The organism is Acinetobacter terrestris (assembly GCF_004331155.1).
Taxonomy (GTDB): Bacteria; Pseudomonadota; Gammaproteobacteria; order Pseudomonadales; family Moraxellaceae; genus Acinetobacter; species Acinetobacter terrestris.
In genome coordinates this window covers 236,801-259,050 of the sequence record NZ_SJNZ01000001.1, presented here as the reverse complement: position 1 = coordinate 259,050, position 22,250 = coordinate 236,801, and the positions used below count along the sequence as shown (strand labels likewise).

At 40.0% G+C, this 22,250-nt stretch carries 21 protein-coding genes and 1 tRNA gene; 8 read left to right on the top strand and 14 right to left on the bottom strand.

Annotated features, from left to right (window positions below; all coding sequences use genetic code 11):
* The first annotated feature begins 29 nt into the window (after window positions 1–29).
* Window positions 30–1,457: a KAP family P-loop NTPase fold protein gene (locus tag E0H81_RS01175; RefSeq protein WP_131315844.1), complete on the top strand. Its 1,428-nt coding sequence runs from the start codon at window positions 30–32 to the stop codon at window positions 1,455–1,457.
* Between the two features lies 1 nt (window position 1,458).
* On the opposite strand, the gene E0H81_RS01170 is transcribed toward E0H81_RS01175, so the two are convergent.
* Together E0H81_RS01170 and E0H81_RS01165 are read right to left on the bottom strand one after the other, a co-directional pair.
* Window positions 1,459–2,082: a CatB-related O-acetyltransferase gene (locus tag E0H81_RS01170; protein ID WP_131315842.1), complete on the bottom strand. Its 624-nt coding sequence runs from the start codon at window positions 2,080–2,082 to the stop codon at window positions 1,459–1,461.
* A gap of 106 nt (window positions 2,083–2,188) precedes the next feature.
* Window positions 2,189–2,593 carry a RidA family protein gene (locus tag E0H81_RS01165; protein ID WP_131315840.1) on the bottom strand — a complete coding sequence of 135 codons (405 nt, stop codon included), beginning with the start codon at window positions 2,591–2,593 and terminating at the stop codon, window positions 2,189–2,191.
* Window positions 2,594–2,731: 138 nt separating this feature from the next.
* Here E0H81_RS01165 and E0H81_RS01160 point away from each other — a divergent pair, with 138 nt between their 5' ends.
* Window positions 2,732–3,325 carry a TetR/AcrR family transcriptional regulator gene (locus tag E0H81_RS01160; protein WP_131315837.1) on the top strand — a complete coding sequence of 198 codons (594 nt, stop codon included), beginning with the start codon at window positions 2,732–2,734 and terminating at the stop codon, window positions 3,323–3,325.
* Between the two features lie 74 nt (window positions 3,326–3,399).
* On the opposite strand, the gene greA is transcribed toward E0H81_RS01160, so the two are convergent.
* The 3 genes from greA to carA all read right to left on the bottom strand — a co-directional run bounded on the left by greA (window position 3,400) and on the right by carA (window position 8,352).
* Window positions 3,400–3,876 carry a transcription elongation factor GreA gene (gene greA / locus E0H81_RS01155; RefSeq protein ID WP_131268104.1) on the bottom strand — a complete coding sequence of 159 codons (477 nt, stop codon included), beginning with the start codon at window positions 3,874–3,876 and terminating at the stop codon, window positions 3,400–3,402.
* Between the two features lie 91 nt (window positions 3,877–3,967).
* Window positions 3,968–7,198, bottom strand: a complete 3,231-nt coding sequence (gene carB, locus E0H81_RS01150; protein WP_131315835.1) for a carbamoyl-phosphate synthase large subunit — start codon at window positions 7,196–7,198, stop codon at window positions 3,968–3,970.
* 14 nt (window positions 7,199–7,212) lie between these two features.
* Window positions 7,213–8,352, bottom strand: a complete 1,140-nt coding sequence (gene carA / locus E0H81_RS01145) for a glutamine-hydrolyzing carbamoyl-phosphate synthase small subunit (protein WP_131268102.1) — start codon at window positions 8,350–8,352, stop codon at window positions 7,213–7,215.
* Between the two features lie 310 nt (window positions 8,353–8,662).
* Here carA and E0H81_RS01140 point away from each other — a divergent pair, with 310 nt between their 5' ends.
* The gene (locus E0H81_RS01140; protein ID WP_131268101.1) at window positions 8,663–9,136 is read left to right on the top strand and encodes a hypothetical protein; all 474 of its coding nucleotides are present in this window, start codon (window positions 8,663–8,665) and stop codon (window positions 9,134–9,136) included.
* Between the two features lie 177 nt (window positions 9,137–9,313).
* Here E0H81_RS01140 and E0H81_RS01135 read toward each other — a convergent pair whose 3' ends face one another.
* Entirely contained in the window at window positions 9,314–9,853 is a 540-nt protein-coding gene (locus E0H81_RS01135) for a DOMON-like domain-containing protein (RefSeq protein ID WP_131315833.1), read from the bottom strand.
* A gap of 5 nt (window positions 9,854–9,858) precedes the next feature.
* Complete coding sequence (yhbY, locus tag E0H81_RS01130; RefSeq protein WP_067868089.1) at window positions 9,859–10,182, bottom strand: ribosome assembly RNA-binding protein YhbY; 324 nt, start codon at window positions 10,180–10,182, stop codon at window positions 9,859–9,861.
* A gap of 194 nt (window positions 10,183–10,376) precedes the next feature.
* Between yhbY and rlmE the strand changes: the two genes are divergently transcribed.
* The 3 genes from rlmE to folP all read left to right on the top strand — a co-directional run bounded on the left by rlmE (window position 10,377) and on the right by folP (window position 14,042).
* Window positions 10,377–11,027: a 23S rRNA (uridine(2552)-2'-O)-methyltransferase RlmE gene (gene rlmE, locus E0H81_RS01125; RefSeq protein ID WP_131315831.1), complete on the top strand. Its 651-nt coding sequence runs from the start codon at window positions 10,377–10,379 to the stop codon at window positions 11,025–11,027.
* Window positions 11,028–11,158: 131 nt separating this feature from the next.
* Window positions 11,159–13,048: an ATP-dependent zinc metalloprotease FtsH gene (gene ftsH / locus E0H81_RS01120; protein ID WP_131268098.1), complete on the top strand. Its 1,890-nt coding sequence runs from the start codon at window positions 11,159–11,161 to the stop codon at window positions 13,046–13,048.
* A gap of 136 nt (window positions 13,049–13,184) precedes the next feature.
* A complete protein-coding gene (gene folP / locus E0H81_RS01115; protein ID WP_131315829.1) occupies window positions 13,185–14,042 on the top strand; it encodes a dihydropteroate synthase in 858 nt (285 codons plus the stop codon).
* Between the two features lie 49 nt (window positions 14,043–14,091).
* On the opposite strand, the gene E0H81_RS01110 is transcribed toward folP, so the two are convergent.
* Window positions 14,092–14,349 carry a metal-independent carbonic anhydrase family protein gene (locus tag E0H81_RS01110; RefSeq protein WP_131315827.1) on the bottom strand — a complete coding sequence of 86 codons (258 nt, stop codon included), beginning with the start codon at window positions 14,347–14,349 and terminating at the stop codon, window positions 14,092–14,094.
* Window positions 14,350–14,743: 394 nt separating this feature from the next.
* Here E0H81_RS01110 and E0H81_RS01105 point away from each other — a divergent pair, with 394 nt between their 5' ends.
* On the top strand, window positions 14,744–15,058 hold the full coding sequence (locus E0H81_RS01105) for a DUF5713 family protein (RefSeq protein WP_131315825.1): 315 nt from the start codon (window positions 14,744–14,746) through the stop codon (window positions 15,056–15,058).
* Between the two features lies 1 nt (window position 15,059).
* Here the strand turns inward: E0H81_RS01105 and E0H81_RS01100 are convergent, their stop codons facing one another.
* From E0H81_RS01100 to E0H81_RS01090, 3 genes are all read right to left on the bottom strand, one after another.
* On the bottom strand, window positions 15,060–15,464 hold the full coding sequence (locus E0H81_RS01100; RefSeq protein WP_131315823.1) for a hypothetical protein: 405 nt from the start codon (window positions 15,462–15,464) through the stop codon (window positions 15,060–15,062).
* A 121-nt stretch (window positions 15,465–15,585) separates the two neighbouring features.
* Window positions 15,586–15,671: transfer RNA gene (locus E0H81_RS01095), tRNA-Leu, on the bottom strand.
* Between the two features lie 212 nt (window positions 15,672–15,883).
* Window positions 15,884–16,615 carry a hypothetical protein gene (locus tag E0H81_RS01090; protein WP_131315821.1) on the bottom strand — a complete coding sequence of 244 codons (732 nt, stop codon included), beginning with the start codon at window positions 16,613–16,615 and terminating at the stop codon, window positions 15,884–15,886.
* Between the two features lie 353 nt (window positions 16,616–16,968).
* Here E0H81_RS01090 and E0H81_RS01085 point away from each other — a divergent pair, with 353 nt between their 5' ends.
* Entirely contained in the window at window positions 16,969–17,478 is a 510-nt protein-coding gene (locus E0H81_RS01085) for a hypothetical protein (protein ID WP_131315819.1), read from the top strand.
* A gap of 63 nt (window positions 17,479–17,541) precedes the next feature.
* Here E0H81_RS01085 and E0H81_RS01080 read toward each other — a convergent pair whose 3' ends face one another.
* From E0H81_RS01080 to E0H81_RS01070, 3 genes are all read right to left on the bottom strand, one after another.
* Window positions 17,542–18,882 carry a CitMHS family transporter gene (locus E0H81_RS01080; protein ID WP_131268093.1) on the bottom strand — a complete coding sequence of 447 codons (1,341 nt, stop codon included), beginning with the start codon at window positions 18,880–18,882 and terminating at the stop codon, window positions 17,542–17,544.
* Between the two features lie 435 nt (window positions 18,883–19,317).
* The gene (gene paeA / locus E0H81_RS01075) at window positions 19,318–20,649 is read right to left on the bottom strand and encodes a polyamine export protein PaeA (RefSeq protein WP_131268092.1); all 1,332 of its coding nucleotides are present in this window, start codon (window positions 20,647–20,649) and stop codon (window positions 19,318–19,320) included.
* Between the two features lie 128 nt (window positions 20,650–20,777).
* Window positions 20,778–21,767: a LysR family transcriptional regulator gene (locus tag E0H81_RS01070; RefSeq protein ID WP_131268091.1), complete on the bottom strand. Its 990-nt coding sequence runs from the start codon at window positions 21,765–21,767 to the stop codon at window positions 20,778–20,780.
* Window positions 21,768–22,250 lie beyond the last annotated feature (483 nt).

Sequence of the window (22,250 nt, the reverse complement as noted above, 5' to 3'; positions counted from 1 at the left end):
TGTAGTAACTTATTAATAATGAATTAGAAATGACTGAAATAAAGCAATTGAATTGGCAGCGTGATAATTTTGAAAATATTGAAAAAGCGTGGGAAGGCGATCTTTGGGAGAGAAAGTGTTTAGGTATTCAGCTCACTAATTATGTGGATCGTTTACAGTGTGGTGCTGTGTTGGCATTGGATGCACGTTGGGGTGAAGGTAAAACATGGTTCGTTAGGCATTGGCAAAAGCATTTAGAAAATGAAAATCATAACGTAATTTATTTAGATGCTTTCGCAAATGATTATCTTGATGATCCTTTTCTAACAATTGCAGCAGAGATTAGTCAAGCGTTTAAAGGCTCTAATGAAATAGATGCTGAAGAGATTGAAGATTTTAATTCAAAGACAGCATCAGTCTTAATTTCTTTAGCCGCTATAATTCCAATGATTGCAGCTAAGGCTAGTATGCACTGGATAGGTCTAGGTGGTGCAGGTGAAGCAATACAAGAAATCTATAAAGAAGGAAAAGATGTTTTTGATGTTGCTAGTGATGAGATGGCATCTAAAGTAAAAGAGCAAATAGAAAAGAAAATAGAAAATCACCATATAGAAAAACGAACGATTCAGGATTTTAAGGAAGAACTCTCTAAACTAGCTGAAAAATTAGATAAACCTTTGGTATTTATTATTGATGAGCTAGATCGTTGCCGACCAGACTTTGCGATTCGTTTAATTGAAAGGATTAAACATTTTTTTGATATTAAAAATATAGTTTTTATTTTGGTGATAAATAAGCCCCAATTATTACAATCAGTAAAAAGGTTTTATGGCTATGATTCTGAAATGAATGGTGATTATCTTGAAAAATTTATAGATTTTACTGTTCATATGTCTAGTGAGAGTGATATTTATGATTTTGAAGAAGTAATAAAATATCAATTATTTAGAATTGGTGAGTTGAATTCACTTAATGACAGAAGTGAACTATTTTATTGGGCATTAGGATTGCAACTAGATAAAAAATTTAATAGTCGAGAGTTAATAAAAAAGCTGAATAAATATGCTTTGTTGCGAACATCACATCAGAAGAAAAATTTAATTTTACTTAGTTTGATAATGGGACAGGGGCCTTATGCAAATTATCATATTTTTATCAGTTCAGTCGTCAAAAAAATAAATGAATATTTATGTAATGATAAACACCTTTTTATGCAAAGACATAATTTGAGTACATGGGGCTCTAATGGGAGTAGTGATATTGGAGAATCAGAGTGGTTTAGATTGATTTTAGAGAAGGACTTGGAGATTACAGATACATTCATTGATAAGCTTCTTGCTGCATATGAAAATGCTAAGAAAAGTAGTGATCCTGAATATCAGTTAAGTAATGTTTTAAAAGAGGTGTCAATTTTTGAACTGGATCATTCAAATAATTTTATTAAAGATTGGCAGTCATACATACATAAAGGGCTTTAATCTATAATAAATAAAAATATTGAACTAATTTATCAATATTATCCGTCTGCAACTGATCACGCATCTTTAAAAACTGCTTTTCATCTAGGTCATAAAGCTTCAGTGAAAGCAGTTTTTCTATATCTTCCTCAGAGAAACGGTATTTAATGATTTTGGCAGGCACACCACCAACCACGGCATAAGGCGGGACATCTTTTGTCACGACTGCGCCTGTTGCCACAACTGCGCCTTCGCCTAGCTTTACACCTTGCATGATCATGGCACGCGAGCCAATCCAGCAGCCATCACCAATGACAGTATCACCCGCAGGCACAAAACTGCGGGTATCGAACGGAAAGGCTGAAATCCAGTCTGTACGATGTAATTGATTACCACCCATCATAATCACGCATTCTGCGCCAAAACAGACAAAATTGCCGATATAAAGCTGATCAATCGGTTTCTCTACGGTTGCAGGTTTGTCATGTAAGTAACGCACTACACAACGTTCAAATCCCTGATCCCAGTAGGCTGAATAGTAAGAGTAATTTCCCTTGATATGAATATTCGGATTCTTCACCGTTTTAGAGATGAACTCGAACTCACACCAATGATTCACAGGAGAATTAATTAACTTTTCAGCCATAAGGGAGATACAAAAAATAAGGAATGAGAAATTATACCTAATCAAGGTCTAAACTTGCTGAACAATATCTAAAAGATACTCAAGCGACTGCGAATAAAGCAAATGATTAGGTTAGGGTCGATGCTGTAGGAATACGGGCAATCACTTTAATTTCAAAATCAAAACCTGCCAGCCAGCTCACGCCAACGGCTGTCCAGTTTGGGTAAGGCTTTTGATTAAACACTTGCTGCTTAACTTTCATAATACTTTCAAACTGCTTTTCAGGATCGGTATGAAAGGTGGTGACATCGACAATATCATCGAAAGTACAGCCTGCTGCTGCCAAAGTTGCAGCTAAGTTTTTAAAAGCCTGTTCTACCTGTTTCTCGAAGTCGGGTTCAGGTGAGCCATCTTCACGGCTACCGACTTGACCAGAGACAAAAAGTAAATCTTGCGATTTGATTGCAGCAGAATAACCATGCTCTTCATACAGGGCATGGCGGTCTTGGGGAAATATTGCGGTTCTTGTCATGACTATTCTCATTCAATGTCTGATTTCAAAAATATTTTTAAAACAGCTTAAGTTTCACATACGCCTCGTATGTAAACATAATTGACATACGGTCCGTATGTCAATTAAAATTTCTGCAATATTGAAGTGGTAATAGAAATGTCCGTTCGTGAATTAAAAATGGCCGAGACCCGTAAAAAACTGATTGAAGTGGCACGCCGTGCATTTGGGGAATATGGCTATGCAGATACTTCAATGGATAAACTCACGGCAGAAGCGGGGCTGACCCGTGGAGCGTTGTATCATCATTTCGGTGATAAAAAGGGCTTATTTGCTGCGGTGGTCGATCAAATTGATTCAGAGATGGCTTCGTCTGCCCAGCAACATCCGGAGCAGCCCGATGATCTTTGGGAAGGCTTGATACTGGAAGGGCGGACCTATATTCAAAATGCCTTAGATCCTGAATTCCAGCGTATTGTGCTGCTCGACGGTCCTGCGGTGCTGGGTGATCCTGCACACTGGCCAAGCCAGAATAAATGCTTGCAGTCTACGCGTGAGTGTGTGGAACAATTACTGGCAGCAGCTCGGATCAAAGCCGTCGATCCTGAAGCTGCTGCAGTATTTTTAAATGGTGCTGCCATGAATGCTGCACTATGGGTCGCTGCTAGCGAACATCCTGAGCAGGTGCTTCCTGAGGCCTTACATGCATTTAATTTATTTGCATCGGGATTTTTAAAAGAAGTGAAAAGCTAAGCGGCTTGTGTCAGAAAGCTAAATATAAAAAACCCCTCAAGAGAGGGGCTTTAAAAAGTATTCAATCTTTAAAATTAAAGATAGGCAACTTTCACAATTTCGTATTCCACTTCACCTTGAGGCGTTACGATTTTTACTTCATCGCCTTCGCTTTTGCCCAAAAGACCACGAGCAATAGGAGAGTTCACAGAGATCTTGTTGATCTTAAAGTCTGCTTCATCATCGCCTACAATTTGATAGGTCTTTTGTTCTTCGGTGTCTAGGTTTTCAATCGTTACTGTTACCCCAAAAACGACACGACCGTTTTGTTCAAGTGTTTTAATATCAATCACTTGCATTGCACCGAGTCTACCCTCGATGTCTTGAATACGGCCTTCACAGAAACCTTGTTGCTCGCGAGCAGCATGGTATTCCGCATTTTCTTTTAAATCCCCATGTTCACGCGCTTCAGCAATTGCCGCAATAATACGTGGACGATCAATACTTTTTAACTGATGTAATTCTTTCTCTAGGGCAATTTTGCCTTCGGGAGTCATAGGATAACGTTTCATTGTTGTCCCTCTAAGTGAGTATAAAAATTAAGGGTTTATAAATAAAAAAAATCCCGTCACCAATAAGATGACGGGACTTATCGGTAATTTATTAACCTACTGTTAAATCTTGCAAGCGGTATACATCCATTGGCAATTTAATTGCTAAGGCTTGGCATACAGCATCAGCACCATTCAAGGTTGTGGTGTAATACACTTTACCTTGAAGCGCAGAGCGACGGATTGAGAACGAATCCTGCTGAGCTTGTTTACCTTCAGATGTATTGATAATGAGGTGAATCTCGCCATTTTTCAAGCGATCTACGATATGAGGGCGACCTTCGGTTACCTTATTCACACGTTCACATTCAATACCGGCTTCAGTAATCACTTTATGCGTACCACTTGTTGCTACAAGTTTGAAACCGTAATCAACAAGTTGTTGCGCAATGCGTGCAACATGCGGTTTATCTGACTCACGTACAGACAAGAATGCATGTTTCACTTCACCTTCGGTTGGTTTACCTGGCAAACGATCATTCGAGCCTAACACAGCTTTATAGAATGCTTCACCAAAAGTTGTACCCACACCCATCACTTCACCTGTAGATTTCATCTCAGGTCCAAGAATTGGGTCAACACCCGGGAATTTCGCAAATGGGAACACCGCTTCTTTTACAGCGAAGTGAGTCGGGATGATCTCTTTGGTAAATCCTTGAGATACCAAAGACTGACCTGCCATACAACGTGCAGCCACTTTTGCCAAAGACTCACCAATACATTTAGAAACGAAAGGCACGGTACGTGATGCACGTGGATTCACTTCCAGAATGTAAACGTCGTTGCCTTTAACCGCAAACTGAACGTTCATCAAACCGATTACGCCAAGCTCTTTTGCCATCGCAACAGTTTGACGACGCATTTCGTCCTGAATCTCTTGAGATAGAGAATAAGGAGGAATAGAACATGCCGAGTCACCAGAGTGAATACCGGCTTGTTCAATGTGCTGCATGATACCGCCAATCACCACATCTTTACCGTCAGATACACAGTCAACATCGACTTCAGTTGCATCATCAAGGAAGTGGTCAAGCAATACAGGCGCTTCGTTAGAAGCTTGAACTGCATCACGTAAATAGCGTTTCAATTCGTCGTCGTTATAAACGATTTCCATCGCACGACCACCCAGCACGTATGAAGGACGTACTACAAGCGGGTAGCCCACTTTAGACGCTTCGGCCATACCTTCTTCAGCAGATTTTACAATGCTGTTTCTTGGTTGACGAAGTTGCAGACGTTGAATCATTTGCTGGAAACGTTCACGGTCTTCTGCACGGTCAATCGCGTCAGGTGATGTACCGATAATTGGCGCACCGGCTTCTTCTAAAGCACGAGCCAATTTAAGCGGAGTCTGACCACCGTACTGTACGATAATGCCTTTAGGCTTCTCGATACGCACGATCTCTAAAACATCTTCAAGGGTAATTGGTTCGAAGTACAAACGGTCTGAAGTGTCGTAGTCGGTAGAAACAGTTTCAGGGTTACAGTTCACCATGATGGTTTCATAGCCGTCTTCACGCATTGCAAGCGCCGCGTGTACACAGCAGTAATCGAACTCGATGCCTTGACCGATACGGTTAGGACCGCCACCGATGACCATAATCTTGTCACGAGTTGACGGATTTGCTTCACATTCTTCATCGTAAGTTGAGTACATGTATGCAGTATCTGATTCGAATTCTGCCGCACAGGTATCGACACGTTTGTAAACCGGGGTCACGCCCAAGTTCCAACGGTGTTTACGGAATTGTTTTTGCGAAATACCCATCAAATCTGCAATACGAAGATCTGATAAACCTTTGCGTTTAAAGCTACGGATGTTGTCCGCATTTAAATCACCAAAACCTAAAGTCTTAATTTGATCTTCAGTTTTGATGATGTCTTCAATCTGGATCAAGAACCATTTGTCGATGTTGGTCGCAGCAAACACTTCGTCTAAAGTGAAACCATGACGGAAAGCATCACCGATAAACCAAATACGTTCTGGACCCGGTACTTTAAGTTCTTGAAGAATTTTCTCGCGTGCGCCATCAGCACCGACTTCGAGTCTTTCATCAAAACCACATACGCCCACTTCAAGACCACGAAGCGCTTTTTGCAAAGATTCCTGGAAGTTACGGCCAATCGCCATCACTTCGCCCACAGATTTCATCTGTGTAGTTAGAATTGCTTCAGCTTGTGGGAATTTCTCGAAGTTAAAACGAGGAATCTTGGTGACCACGTAGTCGATTGCAGGTTCGAATGACGCAGGTGTGGTACCGCCAGTGATGTCATTTTTCAATTCATCAAGGGTGTAACCTACAGCCAGTTTCGCTGCAATTCGAGCAATCGGGAAACCGGTTGCTTTAGATGCAAGTGCAGATGAACGTGATACACGCGGGTTCATCTCGATCACAACCATACGACCGTCTTTCGGATTAATACCGAATTGAACGTTCGAACCTCCTGTTTCCACACCAATTTCACGTAGAACCGCAATCGATGCATTACGCATGATTTGGTATTCTTTGTCTGTCAATGTTTGTGCAGGCGCAACAGTGATTGAGTCACCTGTGTGAACACCCATAGGGTCGAAGTTTTCGATCGCACATACAATGATACAGTTGTCGTTTTTGTCACGAACAACTTCCATCTCGTATTCTTTCCAACCAATCAATGATTCATCGATTAACAGTTGGTGAGTAGGAGAGAGGTCGAAACCACGTTCACAGATTTCAATGAATTCGTCACGGTTGTAAGCAATACCACCGCCTGAACCACCCATAGTGAATGATGGACGAATAATAGAAGGGAAGCCGAGTTTCGCCTGAATCTCAAATGCTTCTTCCATGGTGCTTGCAACAGCAGCACGTGGGCATTCAAGGCCAATACGACGCATTGCGTCATCAAACAATTTACGGTCTTCAGCCATTTCAATGGCATCTTTACTCGCACCGATCAATTCAACATTGAATTTTTCTAAAATGCCGTGTTCATCAAGTGCAAGTGCACAGTTCAACGCTGTTTGACCACCCATAGTTGGAAGGACAGCATCTGGACGCTCTTTCTCAATGATTTGTGCAACAGTCTGCCAAGTAATCGGTTCGATATACGTTGCATCAGCCATTGACGGGTCGGTCATAATGGTTGCTGGGTTAGAGTTCACCAAAATAACACGGTAGCCTTCTTCACGAAGGGCTTTACATGCTTGCGCACCTGAGTAGTCAAACTCACATGCTTGACCGATCACAATCGGACCCGCACCAATAATTAAGATGCTTTTAATGTCTGTACGTTTAGCCATGATCGCTTCCTTAATTACTTCTTAGACGCTTCGATAAGTTCAATGAAATGATCGAATAATGGTGCACAGTCATGTGGACCAGGACTCGCTTCAGGGTGACCCTGGAAGCTGAACGCTGGTTTGTCCGTGCGATGCATACCCTGAAGGGTTTGATCGAACAATGAAACGTGCGTCGCTTTCAGGTTTGCAGGCAAGGTATCAATTTCCACTGCAAAGCCATGGTTCTGAGAAGTAATCATCACTGTACCATCTTCAAGATTTTGTACAGGATGGTTTGCACCGTGGTGACCGTGAGGCATTTTCACAGTTTTGGCACCAGAAGCAAGCGCAAGGATTTGGTGACCTAGGCAGATACCAAATACAGGAATATCTGTTGTTTCAACAATGGTTTTTACAGCTTCAATTGCATAATCACATGCAGCTGGATCGCCAGGGCCGTTCGACAGGAACACACCGTCCGGATTTAATGCGAGAACTTTTTCTGCAGACGTTTGAGCTGGAACTACAGTGAGTTTGCATCCGCGATCAGTCAGCATACGTAAGATGTTGGTTTTGACACCGTAATCATATGCAACAACATGGAATTTAAGTTCAGGTTGAGAAAAGCCTTGACCCAGTGTCCAAGAACCTTCCGTCCATTCGAAACCGGTCGGGTCACAGCATTCTTTCGCCAGGTCTAAACCGTTCAGGCCGCCAAACGCACGTGCTTTTTCTAAAGCCTCTTCTTCTGTAATGTTGTCACCTGCAAGGATGCAACCATTCTGCGCGCCTTTCGCACGTAAAATTCGTGTCAATTTACGTGTATCAATATCGGCAATCGCAACAACATTGTGTTGTTGAAGATATTCACTTAAAGATTGATTCGCACGGAAATTGCTATGCAATAAAGGAAGGTCACGGATAATTAAACCGTTTGCCCATACCTTATGAATTCGACCTGACTCAGCGTCTTCATCATTACAACCTGTATTACCAATATGCGGGTAAGTCAAAGTCACAAGTTGCTGTGCATAACTTGGGTCAGTCAAAATTTCTTGATAGCCAGTCATTGCTGTATTAAAAACGACTTCACCAGTCGTACTACCCGATGCACCGATAGACGTACCTTTAAAGATCGTTCCATCTGCGAGGGCTAAAATGGCGGGAGTGCTCAAACCAAAGCTCCTGAAATTTAGGCTGTAAAAAAGCGAGAAGACGAAAAAAAAGGAAGGCTATTTTTTTAACCAACCCTCCCTGTGTCTGCTCGCTTGAACTTAACACGGCATTATACGCAGTCGACCAGTTGAAGTCCATGCCATTTATGCCGAATATGTAAGATAAATACCTTGTGTTTTGAATAAAAGTCTGTTTTGAACGTATGTAGGTAAAATGTAAGCAAATGAGAATTGTCTGACAAATCAAAACTTAAATTTTATCAAATCGACTAGTCTAAAGCTCTCATGTAATAACTCTAGGAATAAAGCCATGACTACAGAACAAAAACAAGTTAAAGCTAAACCTGCCTTAAAAGAGGTGGTCGCTGAAGGTGCCGAAAAGTTGGGACAAGCGTCTAAAGAGGCACAGCAAAACGTAACACAGGCGATGTCAGAATCGGCTGAAAATGTTAAAGCTGAAGCCAAAGAAGTGCAGGCCGATGTACAAGTTCAAGTTCAGAATCTGAAACAGGATCTCATACAGCGTCTTGAGACCATTAAGAAGCAACTTAATTTTTCACAAAAAGATTTAGCTGAATTAAAAGAATTTGTTAAATCTGAATTAAATTCAGTGATTGATGAGTTATCGAAAATGGGTAAAGAGCTGAAAGAAGATGTCAGCCAAATTTCTGTTAAACACAAAGATCATCTGGCTGAAACTTTCAAACGTTCTAAAGAACATACTTTAGATGTGTGGAAAAAAGTGTCAGAGAAAGCTGAGGAAAAACCAGCTTTAAAAAGCTGATTTCTTATTCAAAGCAAAAATCAAAGACTAAAGGCAGGGAATAGGCGCAATATGTAATATTCCCTGAATCCAAGTCTTGAAAACATAAAACAAGTATTAAAAACATAAAAACTGAAAGCATAAAAAAGTGAGGTCATATGCCTCACTTTTTTATTTGCCGAATATCCGTACTATTTTTTAGAACTGATGTAGCCAATCACGTTTGTTGTGAAAGTCTGCATTCGGGCTGCTGTGTTGCATCGCGTAGTATTGAGTACCTTGCGAGGTGTTCAGTACAGCACTTAAACCCAAGAACATATCCGACCATTTTAATTTGTGCTTTAACATAAACTCGCTCAAATCCAGGCTCACATTTAAACCGTAATGTGTGCGTTTGAGTTGATTCAGTTCAATGTCATTTGCAGCTTGCGGAGGCATCTCTTCAGGATAACGATATTCCTCGAATTGATAGACCTGCCAAGCTTGTGAAGGAGAGAGGTTAATTTCTCGATAGAAATCTTCGCCATGAACGCCAATAAAAATTTCATAACAGGTATTTTCCCACAAGAAATCTTGACGTGGGTTACCCTGTTCTAATTCAGGCCATTGCATGAGCTGATTTGGATCACGTAGCCAATAACCCACATTTAAACCATATGGACCTTGTTGTTCAATCGCGCCCACTAAAGAGATAGATTGAAAGCGACGATCGAAAGCATTAAGTTCGTAACTGGCCATACAGCTTAGTTAGACAAATGTGCGTGGCGTACAAGATTCGAAAGTTTTGGATTTTGTTTTGCAGCTTTTTTATAAAGCAATGCAATTTTACCAATCGTTTGTACTATTTCAGCGCCAGTCACTTGAGCAATTTCGTTAATTGCAGCAACACGTGCTTCGCGATCTTCACCGGCAATTTTAACTTTAATCAGTTCATGATCATTTAAAGCACGGTTTGTTTCTTCGATGACATTTTCAGTCAAACCTTGACCGCCAAGCATAACCACTGGGTTAAGTGCATGTCCGATTTGACGCAAACGCTTGCGTTCCTGAATTGATAAAGCCGCCATAAAGATAACCTAATTTTAAAAACGGCTTAGTATAGCAAATGCCAGGTTTAAACGCTTTATATTCTGTGAAAAAATCAATTTCGTTTATTGAAAAAAACATACCAAAGATCAGATTTAGATACAGATGTATACTGCAAGGGATATATTTTTCACGTACAATCATGAATTAGAAGTTTTTTATTATTTAGAGAGTTATGGCGACACGCATTACCAACCAAAAGTTATCGAAAAGCAGTCGAGATTGGATGCGCGAGCACTTAGACGATCCGTTTGTGAAAAAAGCACAGAAGGAAGGCTATCGTGCGCGTGCTGCCTATAAGCTTCTTGAAATGCAAGAAAAATACAAAATTATCAAACCCGGTATGACCGTGGTCGATCTGGGTGCTGCCCCAGGGAGCTGGTCGCAAATTGCCGGAAAATTAGTCGGCGATAAAGGTTTGCTGATTGCTTCCGATATCCTGGAAATGGATGCATTGCCTGATGTTACTTTTTTGCAAGGTGACTTCCGAGAAGAAGAAGTTTTCGAAAAATTGTTAAATCTTTTAAACGGACGCACTGTAGACGTTGTAATTTCAGATATGGCCCCCAATACATCAGGTAACAAGGCTGTAGATCAACCGCGTCAAATCTACTTGTGTGAACTTGCTTTAGATTTCGCCAACAAGGTTTTAGGACCGAAAGGGCAGTTTGTGGTCAAGGTGTTCCAGGGCACAGGATTTGATGAATTCCGTAAACAAGTCGTAGATAGCTTCGATGTGTTAAAGACAGCAAAACCTGCTGCTTCACGTGCCCGTTCTAAAGAAGTATTTTTGATCGGACAAGGGCGCAAGAAGGCTTCTATATAAAGTTTACTTGCCAAGACGTTAAAAATTGTGCATTTTGTACATTTTTAAAATATTGCACAGCTGATCTTCAGCTTATATTAAGGTCACCCATTTTGGGCATGATCAAATTAGATTGATATGGGAATAAAGCTTTGAGCGATCTCTTCAAGAATGCCGTATTGTGGCTGGTTATACTCGGTGTGCTGATTCTAATTTTCAGCAACATCAGTGACCGCAATCAACCGACAGCAATGAATTATTCAGAGTTTGTTTCAGCGGTGAATGCTGGTCAAATTAAGCAAGTCACAATTGATGGTGAAAGAATTCGTGGTGAAAAAACAAACGGTTCAGAGTTTGAGAGTATCCGTCCTGCGATTCAAGACCCAGAACTTATGCCAAACCTCATTAAACAAGGCGTTGTCGTAGAGGGTACTGCCCCTGCGCGTCAAGGCTTGTTGATGCAACTTCTTATCGCCAGCTTCCCTGTACTTTTGATCATTTTGTTATTCATGTTCTTTATGCGCAACATGGGTGGTGGTGCCGGTGGTAAAAGCGGACCGATGAGTTTTGGTAAGTCAAAAGCAAAAATGCTTTCAGATGACCAAATCAAAGTAACGTTTGCAGATGTGGCTGGCTGTGATGAAGCTAAACAAGAAGTTGTAGAAATTGTCGATTTCCTGAAAGATCCAACCAAATTTAAACGTCTCGGTGCAAGTATTCCACGTGGTGTTTTAATGGTTGGTCCTCCAGGTACCGGTAAAACTTTACTTGCCAAAGCCATTGCAGGTGAGGCAAAAGTTCCATTCTTCAGTATTTCCGGTTCTGACTTCGTTGAAATGTTCGTGGGTGTGGGTGCATCCCGTGTCCGTGATATGTTTGAACAGGCAAAACGCCATGCGCCATGTATCATCTTTATTGATGAGATTGATGCGGTGGGTCGTCACCGTGGTTCAGGTACCGGTGGTGGTCATGATGAGCGTGAACAAACATTGAACCAGATGCTGGTTGAAATGGATGGTTTTGAAGGTAACGAAGGTATTATTGTTATCGCTGCAACCAACCGTGCAGATGTACTGGATAAAGCCTTACTTCGTCCGGGTCGTTTTGACCGTCAAGTAATGGTAGGTCTTCCTGACATTAAAGGTCGTGAACAAATTCTGAATGTTCACATGAAAAAATTGCCTTCTGTTACGGGTGTGGATGTAAAAGTTCTTGCACGTGGTACGCCTGGTTTCTCGGGCGCACAATTGGCGAATCTTGTAAATGAAGCGGCACTTTTTGCAGCACGTCGCAACAAGAACACAGTTGATATGCATGACTTTGAAGATGCAAAAGACAAGTTGTACATGGGGCCAGAGCGTAAATCGATGGTGCTTCGTGATGAAGAACGTCGAGCTACGGCTTACCATGAAGCAGGTCATGCGATTGTTGCTGAAAGTTTACCAGGAACAGACCCGGTGCATAAAGTAACCATTATGCCGCGTGGTTGGGCTTTAGGTGTAACTTGGCAGTTACCTGAGTTTGATCAAACCAGCCATTATAAAGACAAAATGTTGAATGAACTTTCCATTTTATTTGGTGGTCGTATTGCTGAAGAAGTATTCATTAATCAAATGTCTACCGGCGCATCAAACGATTTTGAGCGTGCAACCAAAATGGCACGTGCAATGGTGACCAAATACGGTATGTCTGACAAAATGGGCGTGATGGTCTATGAAGAAGATGCACAGCAATCTTTCATGGGCAGTATTGGTAGCCGCAGTATTTCTGAAACGACCCAACTAGAAGTGGATCGTGAGATTCGTCGAATTCTGGATGAGCAATATAAAATTGCACGCGATATCCTAGAAAGTAAGAAAGATGTTGCCCATGCAATGGTTAAAGCGTTGATGGAATGGGAAACTATTGATCGTGACCAAATCCGTGACATCATGGAAGGTCGTGAACCTCAACCACCTAAGGTATATATTGCTGACAATCCAGTAATTGATGTAACACCTACTGATGGTCCAGCAACACCACCACCATTACCTGCAAGCTAATGCTTTAGGTTTGGTGCGAAAAAGAGTCTCAATTGAGGCTCTTTTTTATGCTTAAAAGTTGAGAGTTTGAAAAGATTTCAGCCAGAATAAAAGCAACTCTTGATACACTGTGGATTAGATATTAAGGAGAGTTATTATGCGGTTGATGCCATTACCAAAACGAGTATTGCAATGTGGACGGCTAAGTCTTGATCTATCTCAACCGCATGTCATGGGCATTTTGAATGTTACTCCAGACTCTTTTAGTGATGGGGGGAAGCATAATGGAAAAGATCAGGCGCTAACTTATGCACTGCAAATGATGACTGATGGAGCAACCGTGATTGATGTCGGTGGCGAATCCACACGTCCGGGAGCATCTGCGGTGGACGTTGAAGAAGAAATCCGTCGAGTGGTACCCGTGGTAGAAGAATTATCAAAGCATGATGTGATTATCTCGATTGACACTTCACAGCCGGAAGTGATGCGTGCAGCAGTGCAAGCGGGCGCGCATATCTGGAATGATGTGCGTGCATTAACCCGTCCACAGGCACTCGACACGGCGGCTGAACTGAATATACCTGTCATCATTATGCATATGCGTGGTGAACCCACCATCATGAATAATTTAAATCAATATGATAATGTAACCACAGATGTAATTAAAGAGCTACAACAGCGTGTCGATGATGCTTTAACAGCAGGGGTAAAACCTGAAAATATCATGGTTGATCCGGGTTTTGGTTTTGCTAAAAATGCACAGCAAAACTTAAAATTATTAAATGAATTTTATAAATTAAATGACATGGGTTATCCCATTTTATCTGCACTTTCCAGAAAGCGTTTTATTGGAGAAGCACTGGGCGGGGCGGATGCACAAAACCGTGCCATAGGTTCGGTCGCAGCACATCTGATGAGTATTCAACAGGGTGCTTGTATGGTACGAGCGCATGATGTCAAAGCGATGAATGATGCCATTAAAGTCTGGAATGCAATGAATCATCTAGGTGTATAAGTAAGAAAAAGCTCGATAGGTTATCGGGCTTTTTTGCTTTAATAGTTAATCATTTGGCTTTATTCTCAAGCGAAGAATGGTGAACAATAATGCGTAATTTTCCTGCGTTATCTTTTACAAATTTCCAGGTTTTATCGACCGTGGTTACTTCGCCATTCTTGTTGGTGAAGTGAACTTTACCGAAACTGGTTGTACTATCACCCGATATATTTATAGCAGCATTATCGACTTCGCACTTTTCCCAGCCAGCGAGTGCAAAGCCTTTGTCACCCGGAAAATTTGGATTTCCTCCCACAAAATAAGACAAAGCATCTTCTTTTGTCGTTCTGGCTGTTTGTGGATAGCTTTAGTTAATATTGTGCAGTAGGGCTTTGTTATATAAATGTTTTAAAAGCTAATCTGTGCATATATTCCATGAATTCTGCATGTATTTAAGTGGACTTAATACTTATTTTTTTATTTGTGCAGTTCATTTGATAACTAGCCAGCAAAGAGCGTGTAGTGTACATACCTATAATCTTTAATTAATTAGTGAGTTACTTAAAGTGCATAAGAGATGATTCCAGTTTAATTGCATACAGGAAGTTTAAATAAAAAATAGGGTGGGTAAGTACACAGTCTTTTTTTATGGTTTAGTTTGGTAATTTTATTGCTTTGTGTTATACAGGCTCGCTTTAACACGTGTCTTTTTTGAGTTTTGTATGTTTGAAAATTTACTTCTCCCGATGTTTGATGATGAATATTATCCCGATATTCTGGTGGCTGAAGTTAAACAGACAATTAAGCAGTTTGCGAAAAAAGTAGCAAAGCCTGATTTGTCTGAAGTTGAAATTTATCGTTTTGCTGCCGAAACAGTTGTTTTCATTAACAAGATGAAACCGCAGTTTGAAGATCTTGATTCATCATTAGATGATACTGCGGCTGATTATATTGCTGAAGCCATGATGATGGTGGTGCAAGATCACGGTTATATGGATATTGAAATGGAAGAATTGGTATCTAATAGAGAGTGGTAAGTCACTCTCTATTGGTTAGTTTAAGATTCGAAGATTTATTTAAATCAAATAACATTTTGGAAAGATGGCAGCTTTCTTTGGGATGGATCTCTGCTATCCCATCCACCGTTAAGTAGCGTTTTTCATTTTTTAGATAAGCACTCGCTCTTAAATTAAGCCAAAAATTTGGCTCTTGTTGCAGCAGTGAGCGAATCCGTTTTTCATCTTGTGCATGATTAAACTCAAGCAGGTACGGATCTTTGGCTAAAGTGCAATGATGTAAGATAAGCTGATCTTTATCTTGGGTTATTGTTCCAGAAAATAAAGAATAGATGACCTGATTCGGTATTTTTGGCTCTGGCTCGGCTGCATAAGTAAAGGGTGAGATAAGCAATATAAGCAGGCTGAAATACAGCATGCGTGGCAAGTTATTTGTGTTCATTTTTATTATTTCTTTTTATTAGTTTGATTGTAGTTTAATAATTTAGGCATAAAAAAACCAGCTTATCGCTGGGTCTTTTATTGCACCATTTTAATCAGTTTTAAAATGGTGCCCGAGGCCAGACTCGAACTGGCACGCTTTGTGGGCGGGGGATTTTAAATCCCCTGTGTCTACCGATTTCACCACTCGGGCATGTCGGCAATAATAGAGGACGAAATAAAACTTGGCAAGCATCTTTCGGTGTGTTTGCTTTCTTTTCAATCAATTCATGTATTTATAACTAAAAAATAGTTTATTTGTGAGAGTTTTCTGCATGATCATGAATACTTTTCCCTTTATTGAGCGCAGCAAAAAAATAATCATTTTCTAATAAAAAACAGATCAGGGAATGAAACTTTTAATATTTACATCAAGCTATCTAAATAGGTTTCAACATCTACATGTTTATGGGTTTTACAGAGTTCATTTTCATAACGAATCAGCTGAATATGCAGTTCGATAAACTTTTTTTCTTGTCGTTCAAGGGCATGACGAGCCTTTGAATTTTTAGCACTCAATAAAATTTTAAATTTAATTTTTAAAATTTGTTTATAGGACCAAAAGCAGATGCGACGCGTTTCTTGCAGATAAAAATATTGCTCATTTTGAGTGTCTTCACGGAACATATTTTCTTTATAAAAGCGTATAAAACCAAAACTTAAAGCGAAGAAGAATAGAATCACTTCTAAAAAAGTGCTTTCAATATAAGCAATATTAATAGCTTGAAGCAGAATCAAAACAGCGAGTTTAACCGGAGTATGACGTAAGTGTTGATAGAGGGAGGTTGAACTGTGTTTGATCTGCTTGATAACGAATGGGGTATACAGCATAAACAGCAACATGATGGCTAAAACAGCAATGCCATGCGCGCGAAAAGTATCAAATTGTGGAAGTTGAAGCGAAATAAAATGCCCCCCACTCATAGATAATGATACGAAAATCATCACTGCAAGAACCCACGGAATCAGTTCTTTCAACTCATCTAAAATGCCCTTGGTTTTGATCATGCTATAAAACAAATAATTTCTTTTAAACGCTGTCGGGTATTGTTCCCGCATTTGTTTTAAAAAAAGGGAAGTTTGTTTATTGCTGATCATAAGAATTAAAAAGGGGGGCATAAAATGTAGGGCTAATATAAATGATTTAACGGAATATAACAGTGAAAAAATAAGCTTATCTTGGGGGAATGAATAGCAAAAAGTATTTCCTGTTAACTTTTGACTATTTAAGTCGAGTTTAATTTTGATATAGAGCTGTTAGTGTGACTCCACAATTATAAGTCTTAAGGGACTAAAGAAATTTCAACCTTATTAAATCAATAGTATAATTTATAAGTGTTGTTTTTAGTCTGCTTGCTGAAGAAGAATGTGGTGAAGCAGATTTTATTCCTGTATTAAATGATGAATTATGCGAAAATAGATCTTTATTATTTTTTGTCCAAGGACAGTTTATGACTGATCAATCTCCTGAATCTTTAAGCGATATCGAAATTTTAGACATTTTACAGTCCATGAAAGACGATGTGCTAAATACTGAAGCGAAAGAGATTATCCTTAATGGGGGTAAAGCTGGTCGTCAAGAAGCACATAAACAGGCAATTGTTGCTTTGCATGATACTTTTGAAAAAAACTTTGTTGAAGCAGTGACTTTGGCATTAGGATTAAATGCCGGCCAAGCTAAAAAAATTAAATATAAAAAAGATCGTATTCGTATTTTAAAAGTACGTGGTATTGATTACATGGCGATTGACGGTGCTGAAACAGCTCAAGTTTTATCACAAGTTGCGCAAGCGATTCTGCGTGAAGACGCAATTGTAACGCGCGATCTACACAATATTTTCCCTTTCTGGAAAGAAGGCTGGCCAATGGTTCAGTTTGATAATGCATACAATATTTTAGAAGAAGATATTGGTATTCACTATGCTCTCGTGATCGAGAACTTGATTGAGAACTTTAAATAGTTTTCCTCAAAATAAGAAAAAACCCAAAAAGTCGAACTTTTTGGGTTTTTTTATCATTAATGTTTAAGGAAGCGTTGAGTAAAAAGGAAAACCACCAAAAATTAGGCCACCCAGCATCATGACTAAACAGGTCAGAATGGCCCACTTGATTGCAAATTTTTGATGTTGTCCAAAATCAATACCGGCTAGACCACATAAAAGATAAGTAGAAGGGACCAAGGGAGAAAGTAGATGGACGGGTTGGCCAACAATTGCAGCACGTGCCATTTCTACTGGGCTAATGCCATAATGCAGGGCGGCTTCAGAAAGCACAGGCAGAACTCCATAATAGAAGGCATCATTCGACATAAAGAAGGTTAAAGGCATACTTAGGACAGCGGTAATTGGCGCAAGAAATGGTCCCATACTTTCAGGAATAATGGCGACCAATTCTTTAGACATGGAATCTACCATGCCAGTACCGGCCAAAATACCTGTGAAAATACCGGCTGCGAAAATAATTCCCACAACGTTTAAAGCACTTCCGGCATGATGGGCAATCAAATCTTTTTGCATATTAATATCTTTATAATTCACCACCAGGGCAATACAAAGTGCAATCATGAAAAGGACCGACATGGGTAATACACTTTTGACCAGACAAATCATGAGCACGACAGTTAATAAAGTATTAAACCATCTTAAATGAGCGCGATTCGCTTCTGGATTGGAAGAGATTTGAATATTATCGCCATGACTGACATCTAGGGTAATAATTCCTAAACGTTTGCGTTCCATACGTCCATACATGTAGCCCATAAAATAAACCCAGGCAATGGCGCAGATCATGGGAACAATCATAGGGACAAATACATCGCTTGGGTCAACATGCAGTGCGCTGGCGGCACGAGCAGTAGGTCCACCCCATGGCGTCAGGTTCATAATGCCACTGGAGAGCATCATTAGACAGGCCATGACCAAAGGGCTCATTCCTAAACGTTTATATAGAGGAAGCATGGCTGCCACACAGATCATATAGGTTGTTGAGCCATCGCCATCCAGTGATACGATTAAAGTTAAGGTGATTGTTCCCAGCGTTACTTTTAAAGGGTCACCTTTAACCAGTCTTAAAATCCATTTAACTGACGGGTCAAATAGCCCGGTATCAATCATGATGGCAAAATATAAAATGGCAAATAACAGCATGATTCCAGTGGGTGCAAGTTTTTTAACACCCTCCAGCATCATTTCGCCAAGATTCTGGATTTCGATATGACTTAAGCTGTCAAAGAAGAAACCTAATATATAGGCAATAAGAGCAAATATTACGGGAATTAGGGTGAGTGCTACAAGCGCACTCATACGTCGGGTCATGATTAAATACATAAAGCATAAAATCATGCCAAGACCTAATAGGGTCAGCATGGAGAATCAATCCTTTGAAAGTGCAGAACTATGTTTGTTGAAGTTAGATACATAGTCTGAACAGAGCTTAAGCTATAGGTCTATAAAACAAAATATCTGAATAAAAATGTGATTTGTTTCACTATCAAGCATAAAAATATTCTTTAAATAGAGGCTATTAAAATAAGCACTTCAGTACGCTGAATGCTAAATATTTGAAAATATTACTTAATTGTATGTTTATTAATCATCTTGCGGGTGAGCTTAAAAATTCTGTGCATTCATCAATTGCTGTACGAGTGGTTTAACACAGAAATAGCCATAAAAATTTCGAGGAAATGCGGAGGGAAGCATGAGTATGTTCATAAGAAAAAGATATTAAAAAACCCATTACAAGAATGGGTTTTTAAGGTTATACATTTTTTAATGTAGGGAATCGATTTGGAACAGATCCAATTAGCTGGAAGGTGGTTCGATGACTTCAGGTTCTGTTGATTTTTCAAGCAGACGTGTGACCAGCAATTGGTCAATTTTAAAATGATCGACATCGACCACTTCAAATTTATAGGCCCCAAATATCACTGCATCCGCAGGACGTGGAATCTTGCGCAATTTGTACATCATAAAACCAGCGATAGTTTCATAGTTTTCATCATCCGGCATTTCATCAATTTCGAGCGCATGCTTGATGTCTTCAATCGGTGTGCTGCCATCAATCAGCCATGAATTATTGTCACGCTTGATGATTTGCTGATCCGCTTCAATCGTTGTTACCCAGTCACCCATTACCGTAATCATAATGTCGGAGAGGGTAATCACCCCCACCACCAAGGCATATTCATTAATGACGACTGCAAACTTTTCCTTGGTCGAGCGGAAACGATCCAGTACTTCCGATAAAGTCAGGGTGTCAGGAATGGTCAATACATTACGGATGGTGCTTTCATTTAATTGTAACAGCGACTGATTATTCAGAATACGCACCAGAATATCTTTGGCATCGACATAGCCAATCACACTATCAATGTCATTGCTACAGACCAGGAATTTGGAATAAGGATATTCCGCCAGCTTTTGTCGAATACTTTCTTCAGGTTCATTTAAGGTAAAGAACACCACATTTTCACGGGTGGTCATACTTGAAGGCACATTACGCTCTTCAAGTTCAAATACATTTTCAATGAAATGATGTTCTTGTTTTTGTAGTACACCGGCCTGCGCACCTGCATCCATGACTGCTGAAATATCGGCAAAGGTAATATTGTCATCACGGACAGTATTGATTTTAAACAAACGGAACAATAAATTCGCGATGGCATTAATGGCCCAGGCCAATGGCTTGCAAATTTTAATGAAAATTTGAATGGGGTTAATCACAGAAACCGCAATTTTTTCGGGTGCGATCATGGCCATGCGTTTGGGCATTAAATCTGCAAAAAGAATAAAAAGCGAGGTAACTAAGCTAAAGGAGAGGATAAAACCAATGTTTTCAGTCCATGGGCCTTGATAAATACGATTCACGAAATTTACGATATAGGGACGAAATGCTGCTTCACCCAAAATACCGCCGAGAATGGCAACTGCGTTTAAGCCAATTTGCGAAGCCGCAAAGAAATCAGCCGATTGTTCTTGCAGGTCTAAAACTTTTTGGGCGCGTTCCTCACCAGATTCTGCGAGGATTTTAAGTTTGACTTTGCGTGCACCGGCAAGGGCAATCTCAGTTAAAGAGAGAAAACCGGCTCCCGCAATCAGTATCACGATGATGAGGATATTCTGGAAAAGGCTCACGAATCCACCTGTAGATCATCATTATTATGGAATATTTTTAACACAAAAAGACTAGAGGTAGTAATGAAATTACTACCTGAATTAGCACAGTATAATCTTAAAAAAGAAGAATTTAAGGATTTTTACGATTAATAATGCGAAAATTGTGAGTTATTCATTAGAAATTCACGATTTTCTTCTTCAATCATTTGGCGGGCTACATACAGAATCAGCTGACGTAACCAGCGGTGTGCAGGATGATGATGCAACAACGGACACCATGCCATTTTCAATTCAAATTCTGGAATATAAAACGGCGGATCTTTAATCAGCAGGTTTGGATTATTCGATTGCAGTTTGGCAATACGGCTTGGCAGCGTTGCGATTAAATCCACATTAGATGCTAAAAGCGCAGGCATTTGATAATGACGGGTAAAAACAGAAATTTTGCGTTTTTGCCCAATACGCTCTAAGGCTTGATCAATCCAGCCCAGTCCGGCTTGTTTATCCGGGTTGACCCCAAAGCCAACGCCCATACCGGTTTTAGACACCCAGATATGCTGTGCATCTAAATAGCTTTTCAGATTTAAGTTTGTGCTGGCGGGGTGTTTGTTGTTGAGTAAACACGAAAAACTGTCACGCCAAACCAAGACCTGATGGAAACTTTGTGGAATTTCATTGAATCGGTTAATGGCTAAATCAACTTTACCTTGTTCCATGTCGCGGTAAGACACATCACTTGGAGTTAAAAAGTCGAGAACCACATTCGGTGCTTCTGAACGCAATGCTTTAACCAGGCGAGGAACTAAAGTCGCTTCGGCATAGTCTGAGGTCATGATGCGGAAAACGCGGTTCGAGGTATAAGGGCGGAATTCTGTACGAGGTTCTAAAATCATCGACAAGTCAGAAAGTGCATCACGAATACGAGGTTGTAATTCTAAAGCACGTTCTGTAGGGGTCATGCCTTCAGAAGAACGGATTAAAAGCGGATCATTAAATAAATTACGTAGACGGCGTAAAATATTACTCATAGCGGGTTGGGTAACACCCAATTGTTCTGCTGCGCGGGTAACATTTTTTTCACGTAAAAGAACATCAAGGTAAATTAATAGATTGAGATCGACCCGCTCCAGATTCATATAAAAAATACCCATAATAAAACCATGAAATTATGTCAATTATGCCATAAGCAGTAAGGCTTGTGTAGGAAATATGATGAAAAAAAAGCCGGCTCAAAAGTACTTTTGTTAGCCTATTCGCCATTCTACTCGCTTGTAAATTCTGGCTGATTATCAATTGAGTTTTAAGCAAATTACAATATGGAATTGATGCTTTGTATCTCTGCAATACTGTATTTAAAAGCTTAAATTTCGGCTCATGCAATCGCATAAAATAAGCAGGTTTTAAGTGTGTTGAACTTACTTAAATAACATGGGCCTTTAGATGAAAATTTGTATTTCATAAATTTATGGCGGAAAAAGCAGATGGGTTTTTCACAGTTAAAGATTTGAATGCAGAATAAAGCTAAGAATGCTGTGTTTGGTGAAATAAAATACAATTGTATTTTAAAAATCATGACTATGAAATAAGAAAAAATAGGATGAAAACAAGAATTCTGGTGT